General features: G+C 71.7%; 18 protein-coding genes. 6 read left to right on the top strand and 12 right to left on the bottom strand.

The features are described from left to right. Positions 1-46: 46 nt before the first annotated feature. Together ACZ6CV_RS04125 and ACZ6CV_RS04120 are read right to left on the bottom strand one after the other, a co-directional pair. A complete protein-coding gene (locus ACZ6CV_RS04125) occupies positions 47-904 on the bottom strand; it encodes a hypothetical protein (RefSeq protein WP_469249463.1) in 858 nt (285 codons plus the stop codon). 5 nt (positions 905-909) lie between these two features. Further along, on the bottom strand, positions 910-1,587 hold the full coding sequence (locus ACZ6CV_RS04120; RefSeq protein WP_469249462.1) for a papain-like cysteine protease family protein: 678 nt from the start codon (positions 1,585-1,587) through the stop codon (positions 910-912). Between the two features lie 327 nt (positions 1,588-1,914). Between ACZ6CV_RS04120 and ACZ6CV_RS04115 the strand changes: the two genes are divergently transcribed. Further along, positions 1,915-2,820 carry a hypothetical protein gene (locus tag ACZ6CV_RS04115; protein ID WP_469249620.1) on the top strand — a complete coding sequence of 302 codons (906 nt, stop codon included), beginning with the start codon at positions 1,915-1,917 and terminating at the stop codon, positions 2,818-2,820. 59 nt (positions 2,821-2,879) lie between these two features. Here ACZ6CV_RS04115 and ACZ6CV_RS04110 read toward each other — a convergent pair whose 3' ends face one another. Further along, positions 2,880-3,308, bottom strand: a complete 429-nt coding sequence (locus ACZ6CV_RS04110) for a Rieske (2Fe-2S) protein (RefSeq protein WP_469249461.1) — start codon at positions 3,306-3,308, stop codon at positions 2,880-2,882. 226 nt (positions 3,309-3,534) lie between these two features. Between ACZ6CV_RS04110 and ACZ6CV_RS04105 the strand changes: the two genes are divergently transcribed. Both ACZ6CV_RS04105 and ACZ6CV_RS04100 read left to right on the top strand, forming a co-directional pair. Next, positions 3,535-4,458 (top strand): carbohydrate kinase family protein, encoded by a 924-nt coding sequence (locus ACZ6CV_RS04105; RefSeq protein WP_469249460.1) that lies wholly within the window; start codon positions 3,535-3,537, stop codon positions 4,456-4,458. A gap of 124 nt (positions 4,459-4,582) precedes the next feature. Further along, the gene (locus tag ACZ6CV_RS04100) at positions 4,583-4,909 is read left to right on the top strand and encodes a hypothetical protein (RefSeq protein WP_469249459.1); all 327 of its coding nucleotides are present in this window, start codon (positions 4,583-4,585) and stop codon (positions 4,907-4,909) included. Here ACZ6CV_RS04100 and ACZ6CV_RS04095 read toward each other — a convergent pair. Together ACZ6CV_RS04095 and uvrA are read right to left on the bottom strand one after the other, a co-directional pair. Then, on the bottom strand, positions 4,896-5,660 hold the full coding sequence (locus ACZ6CV_RS04095) for a crotonase/enoyl-CoA hydratase family protein (protein ID WP_469249458.1): 765 nt from the start codon (positions 5,658-5,660) through the stop codon (positions 4,896-4,898). The two genes, ACZ6CV_RS04100 and ACZ6CV_RS04095, sit on opposite strands and share 14 nt — an antisense overlap. A 163-nt stretch (positions 5,661-5,823) precedes the next feature. Beyond that, a complete protein-coding gene (uvrA, locus tag ACZ6CV_RS04090) occupies positions 5,824-8,946 on the bottom strand; it encodes an excinuclease ABC subunit UvrA (RefSeq protein ID WP_469249457.1) in 3,123 nt (1,040 codons plus the stop codon). A gap of 228 nt (positions 8,947-9,174) precedes the next feature. Here uvrA and ACZ6CV_RS04085 point away from each other — a divergent pair, with 228 nt between their 5' ends. Next, positions 9,175-9,858 carry a maleylpyruvate isomerase family mycothiol-dependent enzyme gene (locus ACZ6CV_RS04085; protein WP_469249455.1) on the top strand — a complete coding sequence of 228 codons (684 nt, stop codon included), beginning with the start codon at positions 9,175-9,177 and terminating at the stop codon, positions 9,856-9,858. A gap of 10 nt (positions 9,859-9,868) precedes the next feature. Continuing rightward, positions 9,869-10,525, top strand: coding sequence for an MBL fold metallo-hydrolase (locus ACZ6CV_RS04080; RefSeq protein WP_362376286.1), 657 nt, complete (start codon positions 9,869-9,871; stop codon positions 10,523-10,525). Between the two features lie 16 nt (positions 10,526-10,541). On the opposite strand, the gene aroQ is transcribed toward ACZ6CV_RS04080, so the two are convergent. Next, positions 10,542-11,009 (bottom strand): type II 3-dehydroquinate dehydratase, encoded by a 468-nt coding sequence (gene aroQ / locus ACZ6CV_RS04075; protein ID WP_469249452.1) that lies wholly within the window; start codon positions 11,007-11,009, stop codon positions 10,542-10,544. A 108-nt stretch (positions 11,010-11,117) separates the two neighbouring features. Here aroQ and ACZ6CV_RS04070 point away from each other — a divergent pair, with 108 nt between their 5' ends. Continuing rightward, on the top strand, positions 11,118-12,164 hold the full coding sequence (locus ACZ6CV_RS04070) for a S66 family peptidase (RefSeq protein ID WP_469249619.1): 1,047 nt from the start codon (positions 11,118-11,120) through the stop codon (positions 12,162-12,164). Between the two features lie 76 nt (positions 12,165-12,240). Here ACZ6CV_RS04070 and ACZ6CV_RS04065 read toward each other — a convergent pair whose 3' ends face one another. The 6 genes from ACZ6CV_RS04065 to ACZ6CV_RS04040 form a co-directional block, all read right to left on the bottom strand. Beyond that, positions 12,241-13,341 (bottom strand): calcium:cation antiporter, encoded by a 1,101-nt coding sequence (locus tag ACZ6CV_RS04065; RefSeq protein ID WP_469249450.1) that lies wholly within the window; start codon positions 13,339-13,341, stop codon positions 12,241-12,243. 75 nt (positions 13,342-13,416) lie between these two features. After that, the gene (locus ACZ6CV_RS04060; protein ID WP_469249448.1) at positions 13,417-14,421 is read right to left on the bottom strand and encodes a TerC family protein; all 1,005 of its coding nucleotides are present in this window, start codon (positions 14,419-14,421) and stop codon (positions 13,417-13,419) included. A 251-nt stretch (positions 14,422-14,672) separates the two neighbouring features. Beyond that, a complete protein-coding gene (locus ACZ6CV_RS04055; RefSeq protein ID WP_469249446.1) occupies positions 14,673-16,688 on the bottom strand; it encodes a TerD family protein in 2,016 nt (671 codons plus the stop codon). A 162-nt stretch (positions 16,689-16,850) separates the two neighbouring features. Further along, positions 16,851-17,429, bottom strand: coding sequence for a TerD family protein (locus ACZ6CV_RS04050; RefSeq protein WP_355817887.1), 579 nt, complete (start codon positions 17,427-17,429; stop codon positions 16,851-16,853). Positions 17,430-17,617: 188 nt separating this feature from the next. Next, positions 17,618-19,789, bottom strand: coding sequence for an excinuclease ABC subunit UvrB (gene uvrB, locus ACZ6CV_RS04045; RefSeq protein WP_469249444.1), 2,172 nt, complete (start codon positions 19,787-19,789; stop codon positions 17,618-17,620). 80 nt (positions 19,790-19,869) lie between these two features. Then, positions 19,870-20,757 carry an MHYT domain-containing protein gene (locus tag ACZ6CV_RS04040; RefSeq protein ID WP_469249442.1) on the bottom strand — a complete coding sequence of 296 codons (888 nt, stop codon included), beginning with the start codon at positions 20,755-20,757 and terminating at the stop codon, positions 19,870-19,872. Positions 20,758-21,061: the final 304 nt, after the last annotated feature.

Below are 21,061 nucleotides of genomic sequence, written 5' to 3'. Positions count from 1 at the left end.
GAGCGGCGGCCGGGGCCCGGCCGCCGCTCCCCCGGTGCCGGCCGGGTCAGCCCCGCTGCCGGGCGCCGCGGCGCCGGACGAGTGCGGCGCCGGAGAGGCCTAGTGCGGCCAGGGCACCGACGGCGGCCAGCGACGAGGCGACCGTGACGGGGACGTCGAGGGACGACTGCGCCGCCGCCGTCTCGGGCCGGTCCTGCGCCTTCGCGTAGCCGCCGGCCTTGCCCGACTTCGCGTACGCGGAGCCCGGCAGCTTGTCGCCGTACGCCCGCCGCACGCGGGTGCGGTAGGCGGTGAGCGAGGTCCCCTCGGCGCCGACCGCGCGGACCGCGTCCTCGTCGAGCGGCAGCACGCGCGCGTGCCGTGCGTCCTCGACGTACCAGGCGTTGATCTGCGGCTCGTGGAAGACGGTGCCGCCGGGGGACTTCTTCGCCCCCTCGCGCGCGTAGCGGATCTCGTCGTCGCCGGTCGCGATGTTCACGACCTGCCAGGAGCCGGCCCGCTCGACGGTCCAGAGGGAGGCCTCCTGGCCGTCGGAGGAGACCGCCTTGCTGGCGAGGAACTCCAGGCGGGCGACGGGGGCGCCCTTCTTGCCCGCGACGAAGTCCGCGGACAGGTAGTGGACGGGCACGGCCCCGCCGTCGATGCGCGGGTCGGCGGCGGCCTTGGAGACCGTTCCCTCCCGCGCGAAGAAGCGGGACAGCGTGTCGAGGGTGCGCGGCGCCGCGGCCACCCGGTGCGCGGCGGCGCGGGAGGACGCGGAGGGCGCCGCGGGGTCGGGGCCGGAGCCCGGCTCTGCGGAGGCCGCGGGGGCCACGGCGCCGAGGAGCAGGGTGGCGGCGGTGCCGGCGAGCGTCGCCCTGGCCAGCCGGTGGCGCGGCGTCGTGCGGGGAAGGTGACGGGTCATCGCTCTCACGCCCCGATCCGGTAGAGCGAGTGGGTCCAGGAGAAGGTGTCGTTGTCGACGTACCAGGCGTGCGAGGCCCAGTTGTAGCGGTCGTTGGAGGGCCAGGGGTCGCCCCAGTAGACCCAGCTGCTCGCGTCGTCGTAGCCGTACAGGACGTGCATGTGGCCGCCGCCGTTGGACCACTGGATGCGGGTCTCGACCGGGCGGCCCGCGTTGATCTCGGCCTGCACGGTCGGGTAGCGCAGCCAGCCGGTGACGTACGAGCCGGAGTTGATGCCCGCCCAGCGCAGGCCGCTCTGCACATTGCCGAGCGTGGCCTGGTTGTTGGGGCACTCGGTGTTCTGGTTGCGCCCGAAGGCGGCGTTGCAGAACTGGTTCTGGCTGTAGTCGCGGCCCAGGAAGGTCGCGATGGTGTTGCCGCCGGCGGCCCAGCACCAGTTGGTCTTCTGCTGGGCCTGCATGGTGATGTTCAGCCGCTTGGCGGCGCGGACGGACAGGTCGGGGGCCGTGCCGGTGCTCGCCGCGGCGGCCGCGGGCGCGGCCGTCGTGGCGGGTGCGGGGGTGAGCGGAGCGGCCGTGGCCGTGGCCACGGGTGCGGCGAAAAGGGCCGCCGCGACGACGGCGAGTGCGGACAGGCGTCTCCGTCCGCCGGTGCCGTTGCTCCTGGTGTGGGGTTCGCGCATGGCGTTCCTCCCGTGCGGGGTGGGGTGTGGAGGAGCGCGTCCGGACGCTGCGATTGAGCATCGAGTGTTGTCGGGTGCAGGTCAACACGCTTCAATGCGGAATTACTTGGGCCGTGAACGGCGGCGTACGGATGTGAACATCGCCCGCGCGCCCACCTGGCAGCCCGCCCCCACCGGCGCGAACGCCGGAACGGCAGAAGTGAACGTTCACAGAAGGAGCCCGCTTTGCGGCACGGCACACCACTCGCGGACGGCCGGGGCGAACAGCCCGGCGGGCACGACGACGCGGGGCACGAGAGCGCCCGGGACCACGAGGAGCCCGCGGACCTGGCGGCCGCCCTGCGCACCGGACCGTTCCACCTCGCGCTGCGCACCGCGATCGCCGCACGCCGGCTCCCGCTGCACCGCATACGCCACCATCTGATCCGGCACGGCGTCAATGTCGGTGTGACGAGCCTGAGTTACTGGCAGCAGGGCGCGCGCCGCCCGCAGCGCACCGAGTCACTGCGCGCCGTGCGCGCCCTGGAGGAGATCCTGCAGCTCCCCGAGGAGTCGCTGATCCGGCTGCTCGTCCGGCCCGCCGAGCGCACCGAACGGGCCCGGCCCGCCGCCCGCTCGTACCGCTCCCTCGTGGAGGCCTCGGACGTACTGCGCTCGCTCCTGGCCGAGCTGGGGTCCCCGGCCGACGGCGGGCTGCACACCATCGGCCACCACGAGCGGGTACGGATCGGCGCGCGCCGCGAGATGGCGGGACGCGACTCGCAGCACGTCGTGCGGGCCCACCGGGACGGCGTGGACCGCTATGTCGCCATTCACCACGGGGACCCGGGGTGCTCCCCCGACCGGGTCCGGGTGCACGCCCTGGAGAACTGCCGTACGGGGCGGGTGCGGTGGCACCAGGGCACCGGGGTGCTCGTCGCGGAGCTGCTCTTCGACGCGCGGCTGCGGGCCGGCGACACACATCTGTTCGGCTACGGCTTCGAGGACGGCACGGCCGGGCCCGCCACCGAGTACATGCGCGGCTTCACCTACGCGGGCGGCCAGTATGCGCTGCAGATCCGCTTCGACGAGGCGGCGCTGCCCGTACGCTGCCACCGCTTCGTCCAGCACTCGGCCGCGGCCCCGCGCGGCGGCCGCCAGGAGCTGACCCTGAGCGGCAGCCACCGCTCGGTGCATGTGGTCGAGCCGCAGGTGCGGGCGGGGATCCTGGGGATCGCGTGGGACTGGGAGTGAGTGGGGGCCGGCCCGCCGGTACGGGGTAAGCCTTCGGTGCAGGGCCCGTGGCTACGAGGTCAGGCCTTCTTGTCCGGGCCCGCGATGATCTTGCCGTTGGCCACCTTCACCGGCAGTTCGGCGAGCGGCTCGACGGCCGGGTCGTGCAGCACCTTGCCGTTGGTGGCGTCGAACTGACTGCCGTGGCACTGGCAGGTCAGCTTGTGCCCCTCCAGGTTCTTGATCGGGCAGCGCGCGTGCGTGCAGATCGTGCTGTACGCCGTGTAGCGGTCGTCGGAGATCCGGCTCACCACGACGTTGTGGTCGGTGTACAGCTTCGAGGCGCCCACCGCCACCTCGTCGGACTTTCCGAGGTCCACCGGCGCGGTCGGCACCGACCGGTTCGCTCCGTCGTCGCCGGACGAGCAGGCGGTGAGACCGAGTCCGACGGCCGGGGCGAGTGCGGCGGCCCGCAGCACGGTGCGGCGGGCGTGGGGCGTGCCGGACATGGTGTCTCCACAGGTGAGGGGTGTCGGTGACGGATCCGACCCTACCGGCGCGGGGTGCCCGGGCCGGGCGGGGCGCGGCGCCGCGACCGGGTGGGGCGTGCGCCCGCCCGAGTGGTGCCCGGTTCGGGCGGCGCCTTCGCGCACCGCCTAGCCTGGGCGGGACGCCGCGCCCCTCGCGTGCCGCGGTGTCCGAGCCGGAGCAGGCAGCGCCCGAGAGGAACCGCCCGTGATCGTCGTCGCAGGAGAGGCCCTGATCGACCTCGTGCCGCAGGGCACGGCCGGCGAGCCGGGGCGGCTGCCCGTGCTCGCGCCCCGCCTCGGCGGCGGCCCGTACAACACCGCCGTGGCGCTCGGCCGGCTCGGCTCCCCCGTCGCCTTCTGCTCACGGGTCTCGCGGGACGCCTTCGGCGAGGCGCTGCTCGACGGGTTGCGGGCGGCCGGCGTCGACGTCTCGCCGGTGCGGCGCGGCCCGGAGCCGACGACGCTCGCCGTCGCCTCGATCGGCGCGGACGGCTCCGCCGGGTACTCCTTCTACGTCGAGGGCACGGCCGACCGGCTCTTCGAGACACCCGCCCGGCTCCCCGACGGCGTACGTGCGATGTCCTTCGGCACCTGCTCGCTGGTCCTGGAGCCGGGGGCGAGCGCGTACGAGGAGCTGATGCGGCGGTCCGCGGCGCACGGCGTGTTCACCGCGCTCGATCCGAACGTACGGGCGGGTCTGATCCCGGACGCCGACGCCTACCGCGCCCGGTTCAAGAGCTGGTTGCCGTCGGTCTCGCTGCTCAAGCTGTCGCAGGAGGACGCCGACTGGCTCGGCGGCACCCCGCACGAGTGGCTGTCCGCCGGGCCCGCGGCCGTGGTCGTCACCCACGGCGGCGACGGTCTGTCGCTGTACACGCGCGGTGGCGTGGAGCTGCGGGTCCCCGGCGAGCGGGTGGACGTGGTGGACACGATCGGCGCGGGCGACACCGTCAACGCGGCGCTGCTGCACGGCCTTTCGGCGCGGGACGCGCTCTCGGTGCGGGCGGCGGACGCGCTGGACGCGGCGGGCTGGACCGAGGTCCTGCGGTTCGCCGCGCGCGCGGCGGCTCTCACCTGCTCACGCGCAGGCGCGGAACCGCCGTACGCGGCGGAACTCACGGGGGCGTAGGGCTTCTCGTCCGGAGGAGGCCGGATCGGGCCGGATCGGGCCGGTCCGGACCAGGGCGCGGGGCGTGGTGCGCTCGCCGTCAAGGGCGCGAGGTCTGGCGCGCTCGCCATCGAGGGCGCGGGGCGTGGTGCGCCGCCACCAACGGCGCGGGGTCTGGCGCGCCCGCCATCGAGGGCGCGGGGCGTGGCGCGCCGCCACCAACGGCGCGGGGTCTGGCGCGCCCGCCGTCGAGGGCGCGGGGCGTGGCGCGCCCGCCGCCAAGGACGCGGGGCGTGGCGCGCCCGCCGCCAACGGCGCGGGGCCTGGTGCGCCCACCGCCAAGGACGCGAGGTCCGGCGCACCCACCGCCAAGGCCGCGAGGTCCGGCGCACCCACCGCCAAGGCCGCGGGGCGTGGTGCGTCCGCCGCCAACGGCCCGAGGTCTGGCGCACCCGCCGTCAGCGGTCCCTGAACGCCCCGTGCCGGCCCGCCCCCGCGGCGAAGCGGGCCGCGCCCTCGGCCGCGCCGGCCAGCGAGACCATGCCGTGGCGCAACTCGACGGCCAGCGCCTCCTGTTCGGGCAGTCCGCCCTGTTCGTGCAGGGCGAGCCGGTCCTGTCGCAGACAGGTCTGCGGGAACGCGGCGATCTCCGCGGCGAGCCGCTCGGCCGCGGCGCGCGCGGTGCCGGTGGGCACGGTCCGGTTGACCAGGCCCATGCCGAGCGCCTCCGCGGCGGCCACGGGGCGGCCGGTCAGGATCAGGTCGAGGGCGCGCCCCTCGCCGATCAGCCGGGGCAGCCGCACCGTGCCGCCGTCGATGAGCGGGACGCCCCAGCGGCGGCAGAACACCCCGAGGACGGCGTCCTCCTCCGCGACGCGCAGGTCGCACCAGAGGGCGAGTTCGAGTCCGCCCGCGACGGCGTGGCCGGAGATCGCCGCGATCACCGGCTTGGACAGCCGCATCCGGGTGGGGCCCATGGGACCGTCCCCGTCCTCGGTCACCGCGTTGCCGTCGGGGGTGCCGATGGCCTTGAGGTCGGCTCCCGCGCAGAAGGTGCCGCCCTCGCCCCACAGGACGGCGACGGCCGCGTCCGGGTCGGCGTCGAAGGCCCGGAAGGCATCGGCGAGCGCGCGGGCGGTGGGCCCGTCGACGGCGTTGCGGGCGGCGGGGCGGGACAGGATGACGGTGGTGACGGGGCCTGCGCGTTCGCTGCGTACGGGCATGAGGCCAGCCGATCACGCCAACGGGGCGGCGGACAAGGGGTGTTCGGGCCGCCGAACCCGCTCCCGCGCCGACGCGAAGCGCCCCACCCCTGGTGAGGGATGGGGCGCTCGGCGTCGGGCGCGCACGTCGGCCGGACCGTGCCGCGCGGCCCCGGGGCTGCGGTCAGGCCTTGCGAGCCCGCGCCGCCTTCTTGGCGGCCGGCTTCTTGGCCGCGGCCGTCTTCTTCGCGGCGGCGGCCTTGTTCGTGGCGGCCGCCTTCTTGGCAGGGGCCTTGCCCGCGGGGGCCTTACCGGCCGGGGCGTCCGCCTTGACCGTGGCCGTCCGCTTGGTGGCCGTGGCGCTCGCCGCCACCGTCTTCTTGGCGGCGGCCTTCTTGGCGGACGCCTTGCGCGGGGCGGTCTTCTTGGCCGACCGCCCCCGCGAGGGCACCGCGTCGCTGATCCGGTCCGACGAGATGATGTCCCGGAGGAACTTGCCGGTGTGGCTGGCGGGGACGCCCGCGACCTCCTCGGGCGTGCCCTCGGCGATGACCAGACCGCCGCCGTTGCCCCCCTCGGGGCCCATGTCGACGACCCAGTCCGCGGTCTTGATCACGTCGAGGTTGTGCTCGATGACGATGACCGTGTTGCCCTTGTCGACCAGGCCGGAGAGGACCGTGATCAGCTTGCTGATGTCCTCGAAGTGCAGACCGGTGGTCGGCTCGTCCAACACGTACACCGTCCGGCCGGTGGAGCGCTTCTGGAGCTCGGAGGCCAGCTTCACGCGCTGGGCCTCGCCTCCGGAGAGCGTGGGCGCCGACTGGCCGAGCCGCACGTACCCGAGGCCGACGTCGTTGAGGGTCTTCAGGTGCCGGGCGATGCCGGGCACCGCCTCGAAGAAGTCGAGCGCCTCCTCGATCGGCATGTCGAGGACCTCGGCGATGGACTTGCCCTTGTAGTGCACGTCCAGCGTCTCGCGGTTGTACCGCGCGCCGTGGCAGACCTCGCACGGCACGTACACGTCCGGGAGGAAGTTCATCTCGATCTTGATGGTGCCGTCGCCGGAGCAGTTCTCGCAGCGGCCGCCCTTGACGTTGAAGGAGAAGCGGCCGGGGAGGTAACCCCGGACCTTCGCCTCCGTCGTCTCCGCGAAGAGGCGGCGGACGTGGTCGAAGACTCCGGTGTACGTCGCCGGGTTCGAGCGCGGGGTGCGGCCGATCGGCGACTGGTCGACGTGCACGACCTTGTCGACGAGGTCGTCACCCTCCACGCGCGTGTGCCGGCCGGGGACGGACCGGGCGCCGTTCAGCTCGCGGGCCAGGTGCGTGTACAGGATGTCGTTGACCAGCGTCGACTTGCCGGAGCCCGAGACGCCCGTGACCGCGGTGAGCACACCGAGCGGGAAGGAGACGTCGATGTCCTGGAGGTTGTTCTCGCGGGCGCCGTGCACCGTGAGCTGCCGGGAGGGGTCGGCGGGGCGGCGCACGTCCGGGATCGGGATGGCCCGCTTGCCCGAGAGGTACTGGCCGGTGATCGACTTGTCGTTGGCCAGGAGCTCCTTCATGGAGCCGCTGTGCACGACCTTGCCGCCGTGCTCACCGGCGCCGGGGCCGATGTCGACGACCCAGTCGGCGACCTTGATGGTGTCCTCGTCGTGCTCGACGACGATGAGCGTGTTGCCCATGTCGCGCAGCCGGACGAGGGTCTCGATCAGGCGGTGGTTGTCGCGCTGGTGCAGGCCGATGGACGGCTCGTCCAGGACGTACAACACGCCGACCAGGCCGGAGCCGATCTGGGTGGCGAGGCGGATGCGCTGGGCCTCGCCGCCGGAGAGGGTGCCCGCGGCGCGGTTCAGCGAGAGGTAGTCGAGGCCGACGTCGACCAGGAACCGCAGGCGTTCGTTGACCTCCTTGAGCACGCGCTCGGCGATCTTCTTGTCGCGCGCGCCCAGCTTCAGCTGCGCGAGGAAGTCCGCGCAGTCGCTGATCGACATCGCGGAGACCTCGGCGATCGACTTCCCCATGACCGAGACGGCCAGGACGATCGGCTTGAGGCGGGTGCCCTCACAGGTGGGGCAGGGCACCTCGCGCATGTAGCCCTCGAAGCGCTCGCGGCTGGCGTCGCTCTCGGCCTCGCTGTGGCGGCGCTTGACGAAGGGGACGGCGCCTTCGAAGGCGGTGGTGTAGACCCGCTCGCGGCCGTACCGGTTGCGGTAGCGGACCTCGATCTGGGTGCGGTGGCCGTTGAGGAGGGCCTTCCTGGCGCGCAGCGGAAGTCCGGCCCACGGGATGTCGGTACGGAAGCCGAGCGCGTCGGAGAGGGCTCCCACGAGCCGCCCGAAGTACTCCTTGGTGTGGCCGTGCGACCAGGGGTGGATGGCACCCTCGTCGAGCGACTTGTCCTCGTCCGGGACGATCAGCTCGGGGTCGACCTCCATGCGGGTGCCGATGCCGGTGCACTCCGGGCAGGCGCCGAAGGGCGAGTTGAAGGAGAAGGAGCGGGGCTCCAGCTCCTCGAAGGACAGGTCGTCGTACGGGCAGTAGAGGTGCTCCGAGTACATGCGCTCGCGCTCGGGGTCGTCCTCGGCGAGGTCGACGAAGTCGAGCACGACCATGCCGCCGGAGAGGCCGAGGGCGGTCTCCACGGAGTCGGTGAGCCGGCGCTTGGCGGAGTCCTTCACCGTGAGGCGGTCGACGACCACCTCGATGGTGTGCTTCTCCTGCTTCTTCAGCGTGGGCGGCTCGGAGAGCTGGATGGTCTCGCCGTCGACCCGCGCGCGGCTGTAGCCCTTGGTCTGCAGGTCGGCGAAGAGGTCGACGAACTCGCCCTTGCGCTCGCGCACCAGCGGCGACAGGACCTGGAAACGGCTGCCCTCGGGGAGCTCGAGGACCTTGTCGACGATGGCCTGCGGCGACTGCCGGGAAATGGGGCGGCCGCACTCGGGACAGTGCGGCTTGCCGATGCGCGCGAAGAGCAGGCGCAGGTAGTCGTAGACCTCGGTGATGGTGCCGACCGTCGAGCGCGGGTTGCGCGAGGTCGACTTCTGGTCGATGGAGACGGCGGGCGAGAGACCCTCGATGAAGTCGACGTCGGGCTTGTCCATCTGACCGAGGAACTGCCGGGCGTACGAGGAGAGGGACTCCACGTACCGCCGCTGGCCCTCGGCGAAGATCGTGTCGAACGCGAGCGAGGACTTGCCCGACCCGGAGAGTCCGGTGAAGACGATGAGGGAGTCACGCGGGAGGTCGAGCGAGACGTTCTTGAGATTGTGCTCGCGCGCGCCACGGACGATGAGACGGTCGGCCACGCCGGTCCGCACCTTTCTTGAGAGAAGTGACAGGGGCTGAACCCCGTCGTTCACAGACTAGGGCGAGCCACTGACAACGCCGGGCTGCTTCCCTGGTTCCACGTACACAACAAACCCGGACCTTCAAGAATGCCCGATGCCGCTCTCGACCATATAGCACGTGTATTCGATTTACGGTCGCCTTCGGAGCTCTTCACCCGTCCGTGTGACGCGGCTATCGTCGACCGCATGATTGATCATGTGCGCGACCTGGCGTCTGTACGTGACGCGACCGACCGACTGCTCACCGCAGCGGCGAAACTGAACAACGATTCGATCGCCGAGCCGTCACGGCTGCCCGGCTGGAGCCGCGGCCACGTCCTGGCCCACCTCGCGCGGAACGCGGACGCGCTGGTGAACGTGCTCGCCGGGCACCCGATGTACGTCAGCGCCGAGGCGCGGGACGCGGACATCGAGCGGGACGCACCGCGCGGGCTCGCGGCGCAGCTGGACGACGTGCGGGAGAGCGCGGAGCGCTTCCAGGCGGAGGGCGCGAGGCCCGCCGACTGGTCCCGCACGGTGGAGCTCCGCAACGGCGTCACGGACACGGCGTCGCGGGTGCCGTTCCGCCGGTGGATCGAGGTCGAGCTGCACCACGTGGATCTGGGGATCGGGTACGAGCTGGAGGATCTTTCGGCGGAGTTCACGCAGCGCGAGATCGCGTTCCTCACGGCACGGTTCTCGGGCCACCCCGATGTGCCGCCCATCCGTCTCACGGACGGCACGCACGCGTGGAGCACAGGCAGGGAGGGCCGGCCCGAGGTCACCGTTTCCGGCCCCGCACCGGAGGTGGTCGGCTGGCTGGCCGGTCGCCGTGACGGCTCCGCGCTCACCGCCGAAGGCGGCCTCCTTCCCGCGCTGCCCCCGCTATAGGCTGGCGGACATGACGTACAGCGGAGCGGTGAAGGTCGGCGGGCCCGCGGATGTGCACGAGCTGCCGGACCTGATGATTTCGAAGGTCGCGGTCGGGCCGATGGACAACAACGCCTATCTGTTGCGCTGCCGGGCCACCGGCGAGCAGCTCCTGATCGACGCGGCCAACGACGCCGAGACCCTGCTGACGCTGATCGGTGACGACGGCATCGCGTCGGTCGTCACCACGCACCAGCACGGCGACCACTGGCAGGCCCTGGAGGCCGTCGTGACGGCGACCGGCGCGCGCACCTACGCGGGCCGCGAGGACGCTTCGGGCATCCCCGTGCCGACGGACGTCCTGGTCGACGACGGCGACACCGTCACGGTCGGCCGCGTCACGCTGACCGCGCGCCACCTGGTGGGGCACACGCCGGGCTCGATCGCGCTCGTCTACGACGACCCGCACGGCCACGCGCACGTGTTCACCGGCGACTGCCTCTTCCCGGGCGGCGTCGGCAACACGTGGAAGGACCCGGAGGCCTTCGCGAGCCTCATCGACGACGTGGAGACGAAGATCTTCGGGACGCTGTCGGACGAGACGTGGGTCTACCCCGGCCACGGCGGGGACACGACGCTCGGCGCCGAGCGGCCGCACCTCGCTGAGTGGCGCGCGCGAGGCTGGTGAGCCGGAGGGGTACGCGTTACGCCTGACCGGCGGCGACCAGCGCCGCCACCCGCTCCACCGCGAACGCGTACCCCTGCACACCGCATCCCGCGATGACGCCGTCGGCCCGCTGCGAGACGTAGCTGTGGTGCCGGAACGCCTCGCGCTGATGGATGTTGGAGATGTGCACCTCCAACACGGGCATTCCGTCACAGGTGTTGAGCGCGTCCAGGATCGCGACGGAGGTGTGGGAGTAGGCCGCGGGGTTGATGACGATGCCCACGTGGTGCTCCCGCGCCTCGTGGATCCAGTCGACCAACTCGCCCTCGTGGTTGCTCTGCCGCAGATCCACGGTCCCCCCGTGCGCGGCCGCCGCCTTGGCGCACAGGGCCTCGACGTCGGCGAGGGTGTCGGTACCGTAGATCTCCGGCTGGCGCCGGCCGAGGAGATTCAGGTTCGGCCCGTTCAGAACCATGATCGGGGCGGTGGCAAGGCTGCGCGTCATAGGGGAGGTCTATCACGCCTCCCGCGCGCGGGAGAGGCCGAGGCCGGACGCGCACCGCGCGGAAAGTCGGATGCGCTCTCCGTAGTGCCCGCCTACGCTCCCGTCATGATCAGCGTCCCCGCGTATCCGCCGAAGCCGGTGTCCGGCGACCGCGTCGCCGTCCTCTCCCCCGCCGCAGGCCTGCCCGGACTCTTCCCGCTCCCCCACGAGCTCGGCCTGGCCAGACTCCGCACGGAGTTCGGCCTCGAACCCGTGGAGTACCCGACCACCCGGAAGATGGGCGCCACCCCGCGGGAACGGGCCGCCGACCTCCACGCCGCGTTCGCCGACCCGACCGTCAGGGCCATCATCGCGACCATCGGCGGCGACGACCAGATCACCGTCCTGCCCTGGCTGGACCGGGAGTTGATCCGCGCGAACCCGAAGCCGTTCTTCGGATTCAGCGACAACACCAACCTGCTCGCGTACCTGTGGCAGTCGGGCATCGTCGGTTATCACGGCGGGTCCGTGATGTGTCAGCTCGGCCGCCCCGGCGCCATGGCCCTCCCGACCGCGGACTCCCTGCGCGCCGCGCTCTTCACCTCCGGGCCGTACGAACTGCGCCCCGCCGAGCGCTACTGCGACGTGGACCTGCCCTGGGAAGACCCCGCGTCGCTCACACAGGAGCCGCCCACCGAACCGGCCGACGGCTGGCGGTGGCACGGTCCCGAGCGCGTCGTGGAGGGCCGCTCCTGGGGCGGCAGCCTGGAGATCCTCTCCTGGCTCCTGATGGCGGACCGCGAGATCGCGCGCGACCTGTCCGTGTACGACGGATGCGTGCTGTTCCTGGAGACGTCGGAGGAACTGCCCGGCGCCGACGAGGTGTTCCGCATCCTGCGCAACATGGGCGAGAGGGGGCTGCTGCACCGCTTCCCCGCCCTCCTGATGGGCCGCGCCAAGGCGTGGTCCTTCCAGCGCCCCTCGACGGCCGAGGAGAAGGCGACGTACGCCCGTGAGCAGCGGGAGGCGGTCCTGAAGGCTCTCGGCACCTACGCGTCCGGGACCATGGCCGTCTTCGACGTGGACCTCGGACACACCGATCCCCAGCTGGTGATCCCGTACGGAGGGACGGTGCGGGTGGACGGCCCGGCCCGGCGTATCACCGTGACGTATTGAGACCTCTGAGACCTCTGAGACCTCTGAGGCACCTTCGGCCTTTGCCGATGCTGGGCGCGGGCCGCCTACATCGCCGCTACGGGTTGACCGCCAGTTCCAGATAGGCGGCGAACAGCACCAGGTGGACGCCGCCCTGCAGGGGGGTGGCGCGGCCCGGTACGACCGTGAGGGTGCTGACGATCACCGTGAGGACCAGCAGCACCATGTGGGTCGCGCCGAGGCCGAGGACCAGTGGTCCGGCCAGCCACACGGAGGCGACGGCGACGGCCGGGATGGTCAGGCCGATGCTGGCCATCGCCGAGCCGAGGGCGAGGTTCAGGCTGGTCTGCACGCGGTCGCGGCGGGTCGCGCGGACCGCGGCGATCGTCTCGGGGAGCAGCACGAGGAGCGCGATGATCACGCCGACGACGGCGTGCGGCATGCCGGCGCTCTCCACCCCCGACTCGATCGTCGGGGAGACGCCCTTGGCGAGGCCGACCACTCCGACCAGTGCGAGGGCGAGCAGTCCGAGGCTGATCAGCGCCTGCCGCGCGGAGGGGCCCTCGGCGTGGCCGTCGGCGTCGATGACGTCTCCCTGCCGGGTGACGGGCAGGAAGTAGTCGCGGTGGCGCACGGTCTGGGTGGTCACGAACAGGCCGTACAGGATGAGGGCGGCGACCGCGGCGAAGGTGAGCTGGGCCGTGGAGAACTCCGGGCCCGGCTTGGAGGTGGTGAACGTCGGCAGCACCAGGCAGAGCGTGGCCAGGGTGGCGACGGTCGCGAGGGCGGCGCCAGTGCCCTCGGAGTTGAAGACGGCGACGCGGTGGCGCAGCGCGCCCGCCAGGAGACAGAGCCCGACGATGCCGTTGCAGGTGATCATCACGGCGGCGAAGACGGTGTCCCGCGCCAGGGTGGAGCTCTTGTCGCCGCCATCGGCCATGAGGGTGACGATGAGCGCCACCTCGATGATCGTCACCGCGACCGCGAGGACGAGCGAACCGAAGGGTTCGCCGACCCGGTGCGCGATCACCTCGGCGTGGTGGACGGCGGCGAGCACCGCCCCGGCGAGGATCAGCGTCACGACGGCGACGACCGCGCCCGGCAGGTCCCGCCCCCAGGTGAGCGCGAGGAGAACGATCGCGAGGACCGGCACCACGGCCGTCCACTGCATGCCGAGCGCCCGGAGCCGAGTGACCATGACTCGATGCTGCCCCGGGCGCCTGGGTGCCGCTACTCGGTGCCCCCGCCCTGCGGCGGGCGGGGACACCGGGCGTCAGGCCTCGATGCTGTCCTTGCGGCTGTCGTCCGCGTCCGCGGCCTCGGCCGCCGCTCGCTGCTCCTGCTTCCTGGAGGCGATGAGGCTGGTGATCGTGGTGATCACCAGGACACCGCAGATGACGCCGAGCGAGACCGGGATGGAGATCTCGGGGACGTGCACGCCGTTCTCGTGCAGGGCGTGCAGCACCAGCTTCACGCCGATGAAGCCGAGGATCACCGACAGGCCGTAGCTGAGGTGGACCAGCTTCCTGAGCAGTCCGCCGATGAGGAAGTACAGCTGGCGCAGGCCCATCAGGGCGAAGGCGTTGGCGGTGAAGACGATGTACGGGTCCTGGGTGAGGCCGAAGATCGCCGGGATGGAGTCCATCGCGAAGAGGACGTCCGTGGTGCCGATGGCGAGCATGACGACCATGAGGGGCGTCATGATCTTCTTGCCGTTCTTCCGGATGAAGAGCTTGGTGCCCTCGTACCGGTCGGAGACGCCGAACTTCTTCTCGATGGACTTCAGGAGGCGGTTCTCCTCGAACTCCTCTTCCTCCTCGTCGGAGCGCGCCTCCTGGATGAGCTTCCAGGCGGTGTAGATCAGGAACGCGCCGAAGATGTAGAAGACCCACGAGAAGTTGGCGATGACCGCGGCGCCGGCGGCGATGAAGATCGCGCGCAGGACCAGGGCGATCAGCACACCGAACAGCAGCACCCGCTGCTGGAGGTGGGAGGGCACCGAGAACTTCGCCATGATCAGGATGAAGACGAAGAGGTTGTCGACGGAGAGCGACTTCTCGGTGATGAAGCCCGCGAAGAACTCGCCGGACGCCTGGCTCTCACCGGCGACCAGCAGGCCGACGCCGAAGAGCGCCGCGAGGACGATCCAGACGACCGTCCATATTCCGGCTTCCTTGATCGACACGTCATGGGGCTTGCGCCCGATGAAGAAGTCGACCGCGATCAGGGCACACAGACCGAGAACGGTCGTCACCCACAGGGTCATTGAAACGTCCACTGCGCCTCCGGCGTCGTACGGCTACTGATCAGCGTCGTCGCTGCCGGAGGTCTCTTCCACCCGAGACGGTCACCGCCGTGAGTCGGGCCGACGCCCCGGGACCGATGGCGGTCCGTATTGACGGGTACGTCGCAGTCGGGAGTACTCCCCTCCGCTGGTAGAAGCGTACGCGAAACACCAAGGATTGGTAAAGGGCTTGGCAAACAAGAGCCAAAGGCCCTGGTCAGGGCGGTACAAAAGTCGCTTTGGCGTCAACGTCCGCCGGTGCGTCGGGCCGTGGCGACCCGGTCGAGGATCCGGGGCAGGATCTCGCTGCCCGGCGGGACGACCGGCGGGTCGTACGTCCACGCGTGACCGACCCAGGGGTCGGCCAGGTGGTCGTCGGGCACCGGCGTCAGCCGCAGCAGCGCACGCCACAGGGGGTCGAGCAGCGGCCCGTACTCCGCGGCGTCCTCGCGGTCGGCGACCATCATCAGGTGGACGCCGACGGCCGGGCCCTCGTCCGCGAGGTAGCGCAGCTGGGTCACCGCGCGGTCGTCGAAACCGTGCGGGAAGTCGTTGACGATCAGGAGCTGCTCCGCGGTGTCCAGGTCCGGGGGCAGCGCGTCGGCGGCGCCGCCGCGGACCGCCATCTGGACCAGGTCGACGCGCTGCGTCAGCCTGCCGAGCACGTCGGCGACGCCCGCCGCCCCGGCGGCCGGGGGCGCGGCGAGGACACCGGCCGTCACGAGCGGCGCGAGCGCGGAGATGGCGCTGCCCGCCGCGTCGATGACGTGCACCTGGAACTCGTTCGCCGGGTAGGCCGCGAGCAGCCGTGCCGCGTGCAGGACCGCGCTGTCCACGGCGAGGCGGCGCAGCGTGGCGGCGTCGGTGGCGTGGTTGGTGAGCTCCCTGCCGCTGTCGATCCACAGGCCGCGTTCGAGCGGCAGCCGGACCAGCATCGGGATGCGCAGGTCGACGCGTTCCGGAAGGTGGAGGTCGCCGAGGCGCAGCGCCATGGGGATCTCCATCGGCGCGCGGTAGGCGTGCCACGCGGGGCTGCTCCACGCCGCGAACGCCGGGGGCAGCGCGGGCTCGACGACCTCCGCCTCGGCGACCAGCTGGTCGAGGTCGCGGTCGAGGGCGGCCTTGGCCTGGCCGACCAGGTCGGCGTGTTTGGCGCGGGCGGTCTGACGCGCGGCGTCACCGGCGCCGCCGATGCGGCTGCGCGGGTCGGACAGGACCTTGTCGAGCTCCTGCTCCCTGCGGGAGTCGGCGAAGTCGACGGCGCTGCGGTACGCGGCGGTGGTGCGGGCCAGGTCCTCGAACATGCCCCACACCTGGTTGTAGAGCCTCTCCTCCATGGACCAGCCGGTGGCGTCCCCGGCGACGGGCCGTGCGGGCTGGCCGGGCGGGGCCGGGGGCGCGGTGGGCGGGGGTGTGGGCGGCGCGGCGGCGCGACGGCTCGGGTGGGTGTAGTCGACCGGGGCGGCGGCGCTCGGTTGGTCGGCGGGCTGGGGCGGAGGTGGTGTGTCGCCGATGGGCCGGCCCGCGGGTCCCGGCTGCCCCGGGTGCCCTGGCTGTTCGGGATGGACTGCGGGGCGATCCGGTGTGGCCTGTCCTTGGGCTTGAGCCTGGGCCTGGGCTTGGGCTTGGGGCTGCGCCTGGGTCTGGGACCCGGTGCGTACGTGGGTGTCGTCGGCGGAGCGCTGCGGCGGCGCGGCCACCGAGCGGGCCAGGCCCCGGGCCACCGCGTCGTCGATCGAGGCCGCAAGCTCGCGGGCCTCGGGCAGGCCCTGGTCGGTGAGCATCTCGGCGAGGCCGCCCGCGTACCCCTGGCCGACCGCGCGGACCTTCCAGGCGCCCTGGCGGCGGTAGAGCTCCAGGGCGACGACGGCGGACTCGGTGTCCAGATCGGTGAGGGTGTAACCGGCGACCTCGGTGCCGTCCAGCGCGGTGACCGCGACGAAGGGGGCGGCGAGGGCACGGAAACTCACCGGGCCCCCGACGCCGACCGGCAGGGCGAGCAGGACGCTGACCCGGTGGACGGTGTCCGGCAGGGCGTCGAGATCCACGGCGAGGCGGTGGTCGGCCGCCGCCTGCCGGGAGACCTCGAGGCCCGGCAGGGTGGGCGAGCCGGGGTGGGCGACCCACTCCACGCCGCGTACCCGGCCCCGGTCGTCGCCGAGCGTGGCGCCCGCGACGATCGGCTTGCCCGCGGACACGCGGATCTCCAGGCGGGTTTCGGGAAGCGGGTGGTTCTGCCCCCGCACCAGCTCGGCCGTCATCGCGTTCGTTCCCCCTTGGAGGGCTCCCGTCGAGCCCCCGTGCTTCGCTCGTGCCTCGTACGTCACTCGCGCCCGGCACCTCACGCGGTCGTCGCCGTCAGGCGCGGTACGGAAGCGTGCTCACCGGTGCGCGCTCACAAGTGCCTGCTCACCGGTGCCTGCTCACAGGTGCGGCAGGATCGACGGCATCAGGTCCTGGAAGGTGCGGCCGTTGGCCGGGTTGCCGATGGCCGTCATCTGCCAGCCGGCGCCCGCGCGGTGGACCTTCGCCATGATCTGCGCGGTGTACTGACCGCCGCCGTCCAGCGTGTAGCGGGCCAGCTCCTGGCCGTTGGTCTCGTCGACGAGGCGGCAGAACGCGTTCTGCACCTCCTGGAAGGTCTGGCCGGTGAAGGAGTTCACCGTGAAGACGATCTGGTCGATGTGGACGGGAACGCGCTGGAGGTCGACGAGGATCGCCTCGTCGTCCCCGCCCTGGCCGACGCCGCCCACGAGGTTGTCGCCGGTGTGCCGCACCGAGCCGTCGTCGCTGACCAGGTGGCGGAAGAACACGACGTCGACCGGCTGCTTGTCGGCGAACAGCACCGCCGAGGCGTCCAGGTCGATCTCGCGCGTCCGCGTGCCGAACAGTCCCCGGCGCGGGGCGGCCTGCCACCCCAGTCCCATGCGCACCGCGGTCAGGGCGCCCCCGTCGTCCTTCTGCAGGCTGATGGCCTGACCCTTGGTCATGTTGACCGTCACGCGCTGTCCCCTCTCGAACTGCCTGGGCAACCGCCTCTTGCGGTTGCCCAGCACCCTATGCACTGCCACCTGCGGCGCAGCACTCCGGGCGGCACTTTGTGGCGGTCTTGCAACAGACCGTCCGGTCGGCCGTTTCTCCCGCCCCCCGGGCCCCGTCCCGCCCCTCCCGGGGGGTACCAGGGGCGCCGCTAGGCCTGGCCCGCCTCCCTCATCTGACGGAGCTCCTTCTTCATCTCGGACACCTCGTCGCGCAGTCGGGCGGCGATCTCGAACTGCAGGTCGGCGGCGGCCGCGCGCATCCGCTCGGTCATCTCCTCGATCTGCTCGGCCAGTTCGGCCGCGGGACGGTCGGTCGGGACCGTCTCCGCACCCTTCTTGCCCTTCGCCTTGGTCTTGCCCTTGGCGGGCGCGGCCGCGGTGCCGGCCGCCTTGGCCGCGTCGCCGCCGAGCGAGGGAACGGGGGCCTTGGCGCCCTTGCCGGCCTTCGGCTTGCGGTAGTCGGTGCCGAGGAGCTGCTCGGTGTCGACCTCCTCGCGCGCGATCGCCGACACGATGTCGTTGATCTTCTTGCGGAGGGGCTGCGGGTCGATGCCCCGCTCCTTGTTGTACGCGATCTGCTTCTCCCGGCGACGGTTGGTCTCGTCGATGGCCTTCTCCATCGCCGGGGTGACCTTGTCCGCGTACATGTGGACCTGGCCGGAGACGTTGCGCGCCGCGCGGCCGATGGTCTGGATCAGGGAGGTGCCCGAGCGGAGGAAGCCCTCCTTGTCGGCGTCGAGGATCGCCACCAGGGAGACCTCGGGCAGGTCGAGGCCCTCGCGGAGGAGGTTGATGCCGACCAGCACGTCGTACTCACCGGCGCGCAGCTCGCGCAGGAGCTCGACGCGGCGCAGGGTGTCGACGTCGCTGTGGAGGTAGCGGACCTGGATGCCCAGTTCGAGGAAGTAGTCGGTGAGGTCCTCGGCCATCTTCTTGGTGAGCGTGGTGACCAGGACGCGCTCGTCCTTCTCGGTGCGCGTGCGGATCTCGTGCACCAGGTCGTCGATCTGGCCCTCGGTGGGCTTGACGACGACCTCGGGGTCGACGAGGCCGGTGGGGCGGATGATCTGCTCGACGAAGCCGTCGCCGCGCGAGAGCTCGTACTTCCCCGGGGTCGCCGAGAGGTAGACCGTCTGCCCGATGCGGCCGAGGAACTCCTCCCACTTCAGCGGGCGGTTGTCCAGCGCGGAGGGCAGCCGGAAGCCGTGGTCGACGAGGGTGCGCTTGCGGGAGGCGTCGCCCTCGTACATCGCGCCGATCTGGGGGACCGTCACGTGCGACTCGTCGAGGACCAGGAGGAAGTCCTCCGGGAAGTAGTCGATGAGGGTGTGCGGGGCGGTGCCGGGCTCGCGGTCGTCGAAGTGCATCGAGTAGTTCTCGACGCCGGAGCAGGAGCCGATCTGGCGGAGCATCTCCAGGTCGTACGTGGTGCGCATGCGCAGCCGCTGGGCCTCCAGCATCTTGCCCTGCTTCTCCAGCTCGGGGAGGCGCTCGGCGAGCTCCTTCTCGATGCCGTTGATCGCCTTCTCCATGCGCTCCGGGCCCGCCACGTAGTGCGAGGCCGGGAAGATGTACAGGTGGTCGTCGTCGCTGATGACCTCGCCGGTGAGCGGGTGGAGGGTGGAGAGCGCCTCGATCTCGTCACCGAACATCTCGATGCGGACGGCCAGCTCCTCGTAGACCGGGAAGATCTCGATGGTGTCGCCGCGGACCCGGAAGGTGCCCCGGGTGAACGCCAGGTCGTTGCGCGTGTACTGGATGTCGACGAAGCGGCGCAGCAGCTGGTCGCGGTCGATCTCCTCGCCGACCTTGAGCGGGACCATCCGGTCCACGTACTCCTGGGGGGTGCCGAGGCCGTAGATGCAGGAGACCGAGGCGACCACGACCACGTCGCGGCGGGTCAGCAGCGAGTTGGTGGCCGAGTGGCGCAGGCGCTCGACCTCCTCGTTGATCGAGGAGTCCTTCTCGATGTAGGTGTCCGACTGCGGGACGTACGCCTCGGGCTGGTAGTAGTCGTAGTACGAGACGAAGTACTCCACCGCGTTGTTCGGCAGCAGCTCGCGGAACTCGTTCGCCAGCTGGGCGGCCAGCGTTTTGTTCGGCGCCATCACCAGGGTGGGGCGCTGGAGCTTCTCGATCATCCACGCGGTGGTGGCCGACTTGCCGGTGCCGGTCGCGCCGAGGAGGACGACGTCCTTCTCGCCTGCGCGGATGCGTCGGTCCAGCTCGGCGATGGCCGCCGGCTGGTCACCGCTGGGCTGGTACGGGCTGACGACCTCGAAGGGTGCCACCGTGCGTTCGATCTTGGATACGGGCCGCATGGAATCAACCGTACGACCCCCCACTGACAACCGGGGTGGATCGGCCGCTCAGCAGCCTCGCGCGGCGGGTCCGGGGGCGCTCACCAGTTCTGCGGGGTGCGGGAGCCGGGGCGGGTGCGGGGGCGGGGCCTGACCCTGCTGCGGCGGGCCGGCGGCACGTGGCGGTCGCCCGAGCGCGGGACGGGGTAGGACTGGCGAGTGCGGGCGCCGTTCGCGGGGTTCCTGACGTCCGCCTGGCCGCCCATGACCATCAGCGGGTCGAACATCACGATCACACCCGCGAGGAGCAGGAAGGCGAGCGGCCCGATCATCATGGGCGCGAGGATCTCGGCGGGCGAGTCACCGGGCGGCGCGGCGTCCGAGCCGTGCAGATGGACGCTGAGCCCCGCCATCCCCATGTAGTGCATGCCGCTCACGGCCAGGCCCATGACGAGGCTCGCGCCCAGGCTCCAGGCGAATCCCCTGACCTGTCCCGCCGCCCAGAGCGCGGCGGTCGCGGCGGCCATGGCGATCACCACGGACGCGGCGACGGTCAGGGTGTTGTACTCCAGCGTCCCGCGCAGACGCATACCGGCCATTCCCAGGTAGTGCATCGAGGCGACTCCGAGGCCCGTGATGGTGCCACCGGTGAAGAGAGCGGTGCCTGTGGCGCCGCGGTAGCCGACGATGAAGATGCCGATGCCGACCATGAGGATGGCGACGGCGAGGCTCGCGAAGGTGAGGGGCTTGTCGTAGTGGATCGGGGCCTCCTCGACGGTGAAGCCCATCATCGCCACGAAGTGCATGGTCCAGATGCCGGACCCGATGGCGCCCGAGCCGAGCGCCAGCCAGCCGGGCCGCCAGGAGTGGGCGACGAGCAGCGATCTGGTCGTGCAGCGCAGGCCGAGCGCTCCTCCCAGGCAGGCCATGACGTAGGCCACCACCGGTGTGACGACTCCGTAGCTGAACCCGTCGACCGTGCCCTGCATGCGCGGTAGCCCTTCCGCCTGTCGTGCCCAAATGCCTGTTGTGCCGTTGTGCCTGTTGTGCCCAAATGCCATGAAAGCGTTCCATGCGCCCCCTGCCTGCGGCCATCTGAAAGGCCGTCGGCTGAGGCTGAGAGTAAAGCTCACGCCGGAACGCACGAACGATTTTCCGGCAAAGAATCGCGTTCCCCACGCGCGGGGTCCTCGACTTTGACGACTCCGTTCAACCTGTGGCCATCCTGCACCTGTCTCGCGTTGGCCGCCGACTGTCACTCTCGACCGGTCCGCGATCTCACGACGCGAGGAG

Source organism: Streptomyces sp. NPDC041713, assembly GCF_055591085.1.
Note: the sequence above shows the minus strand (reverse complement) of the source record. Positions and strands in the feature narration are given on the sequence as shown.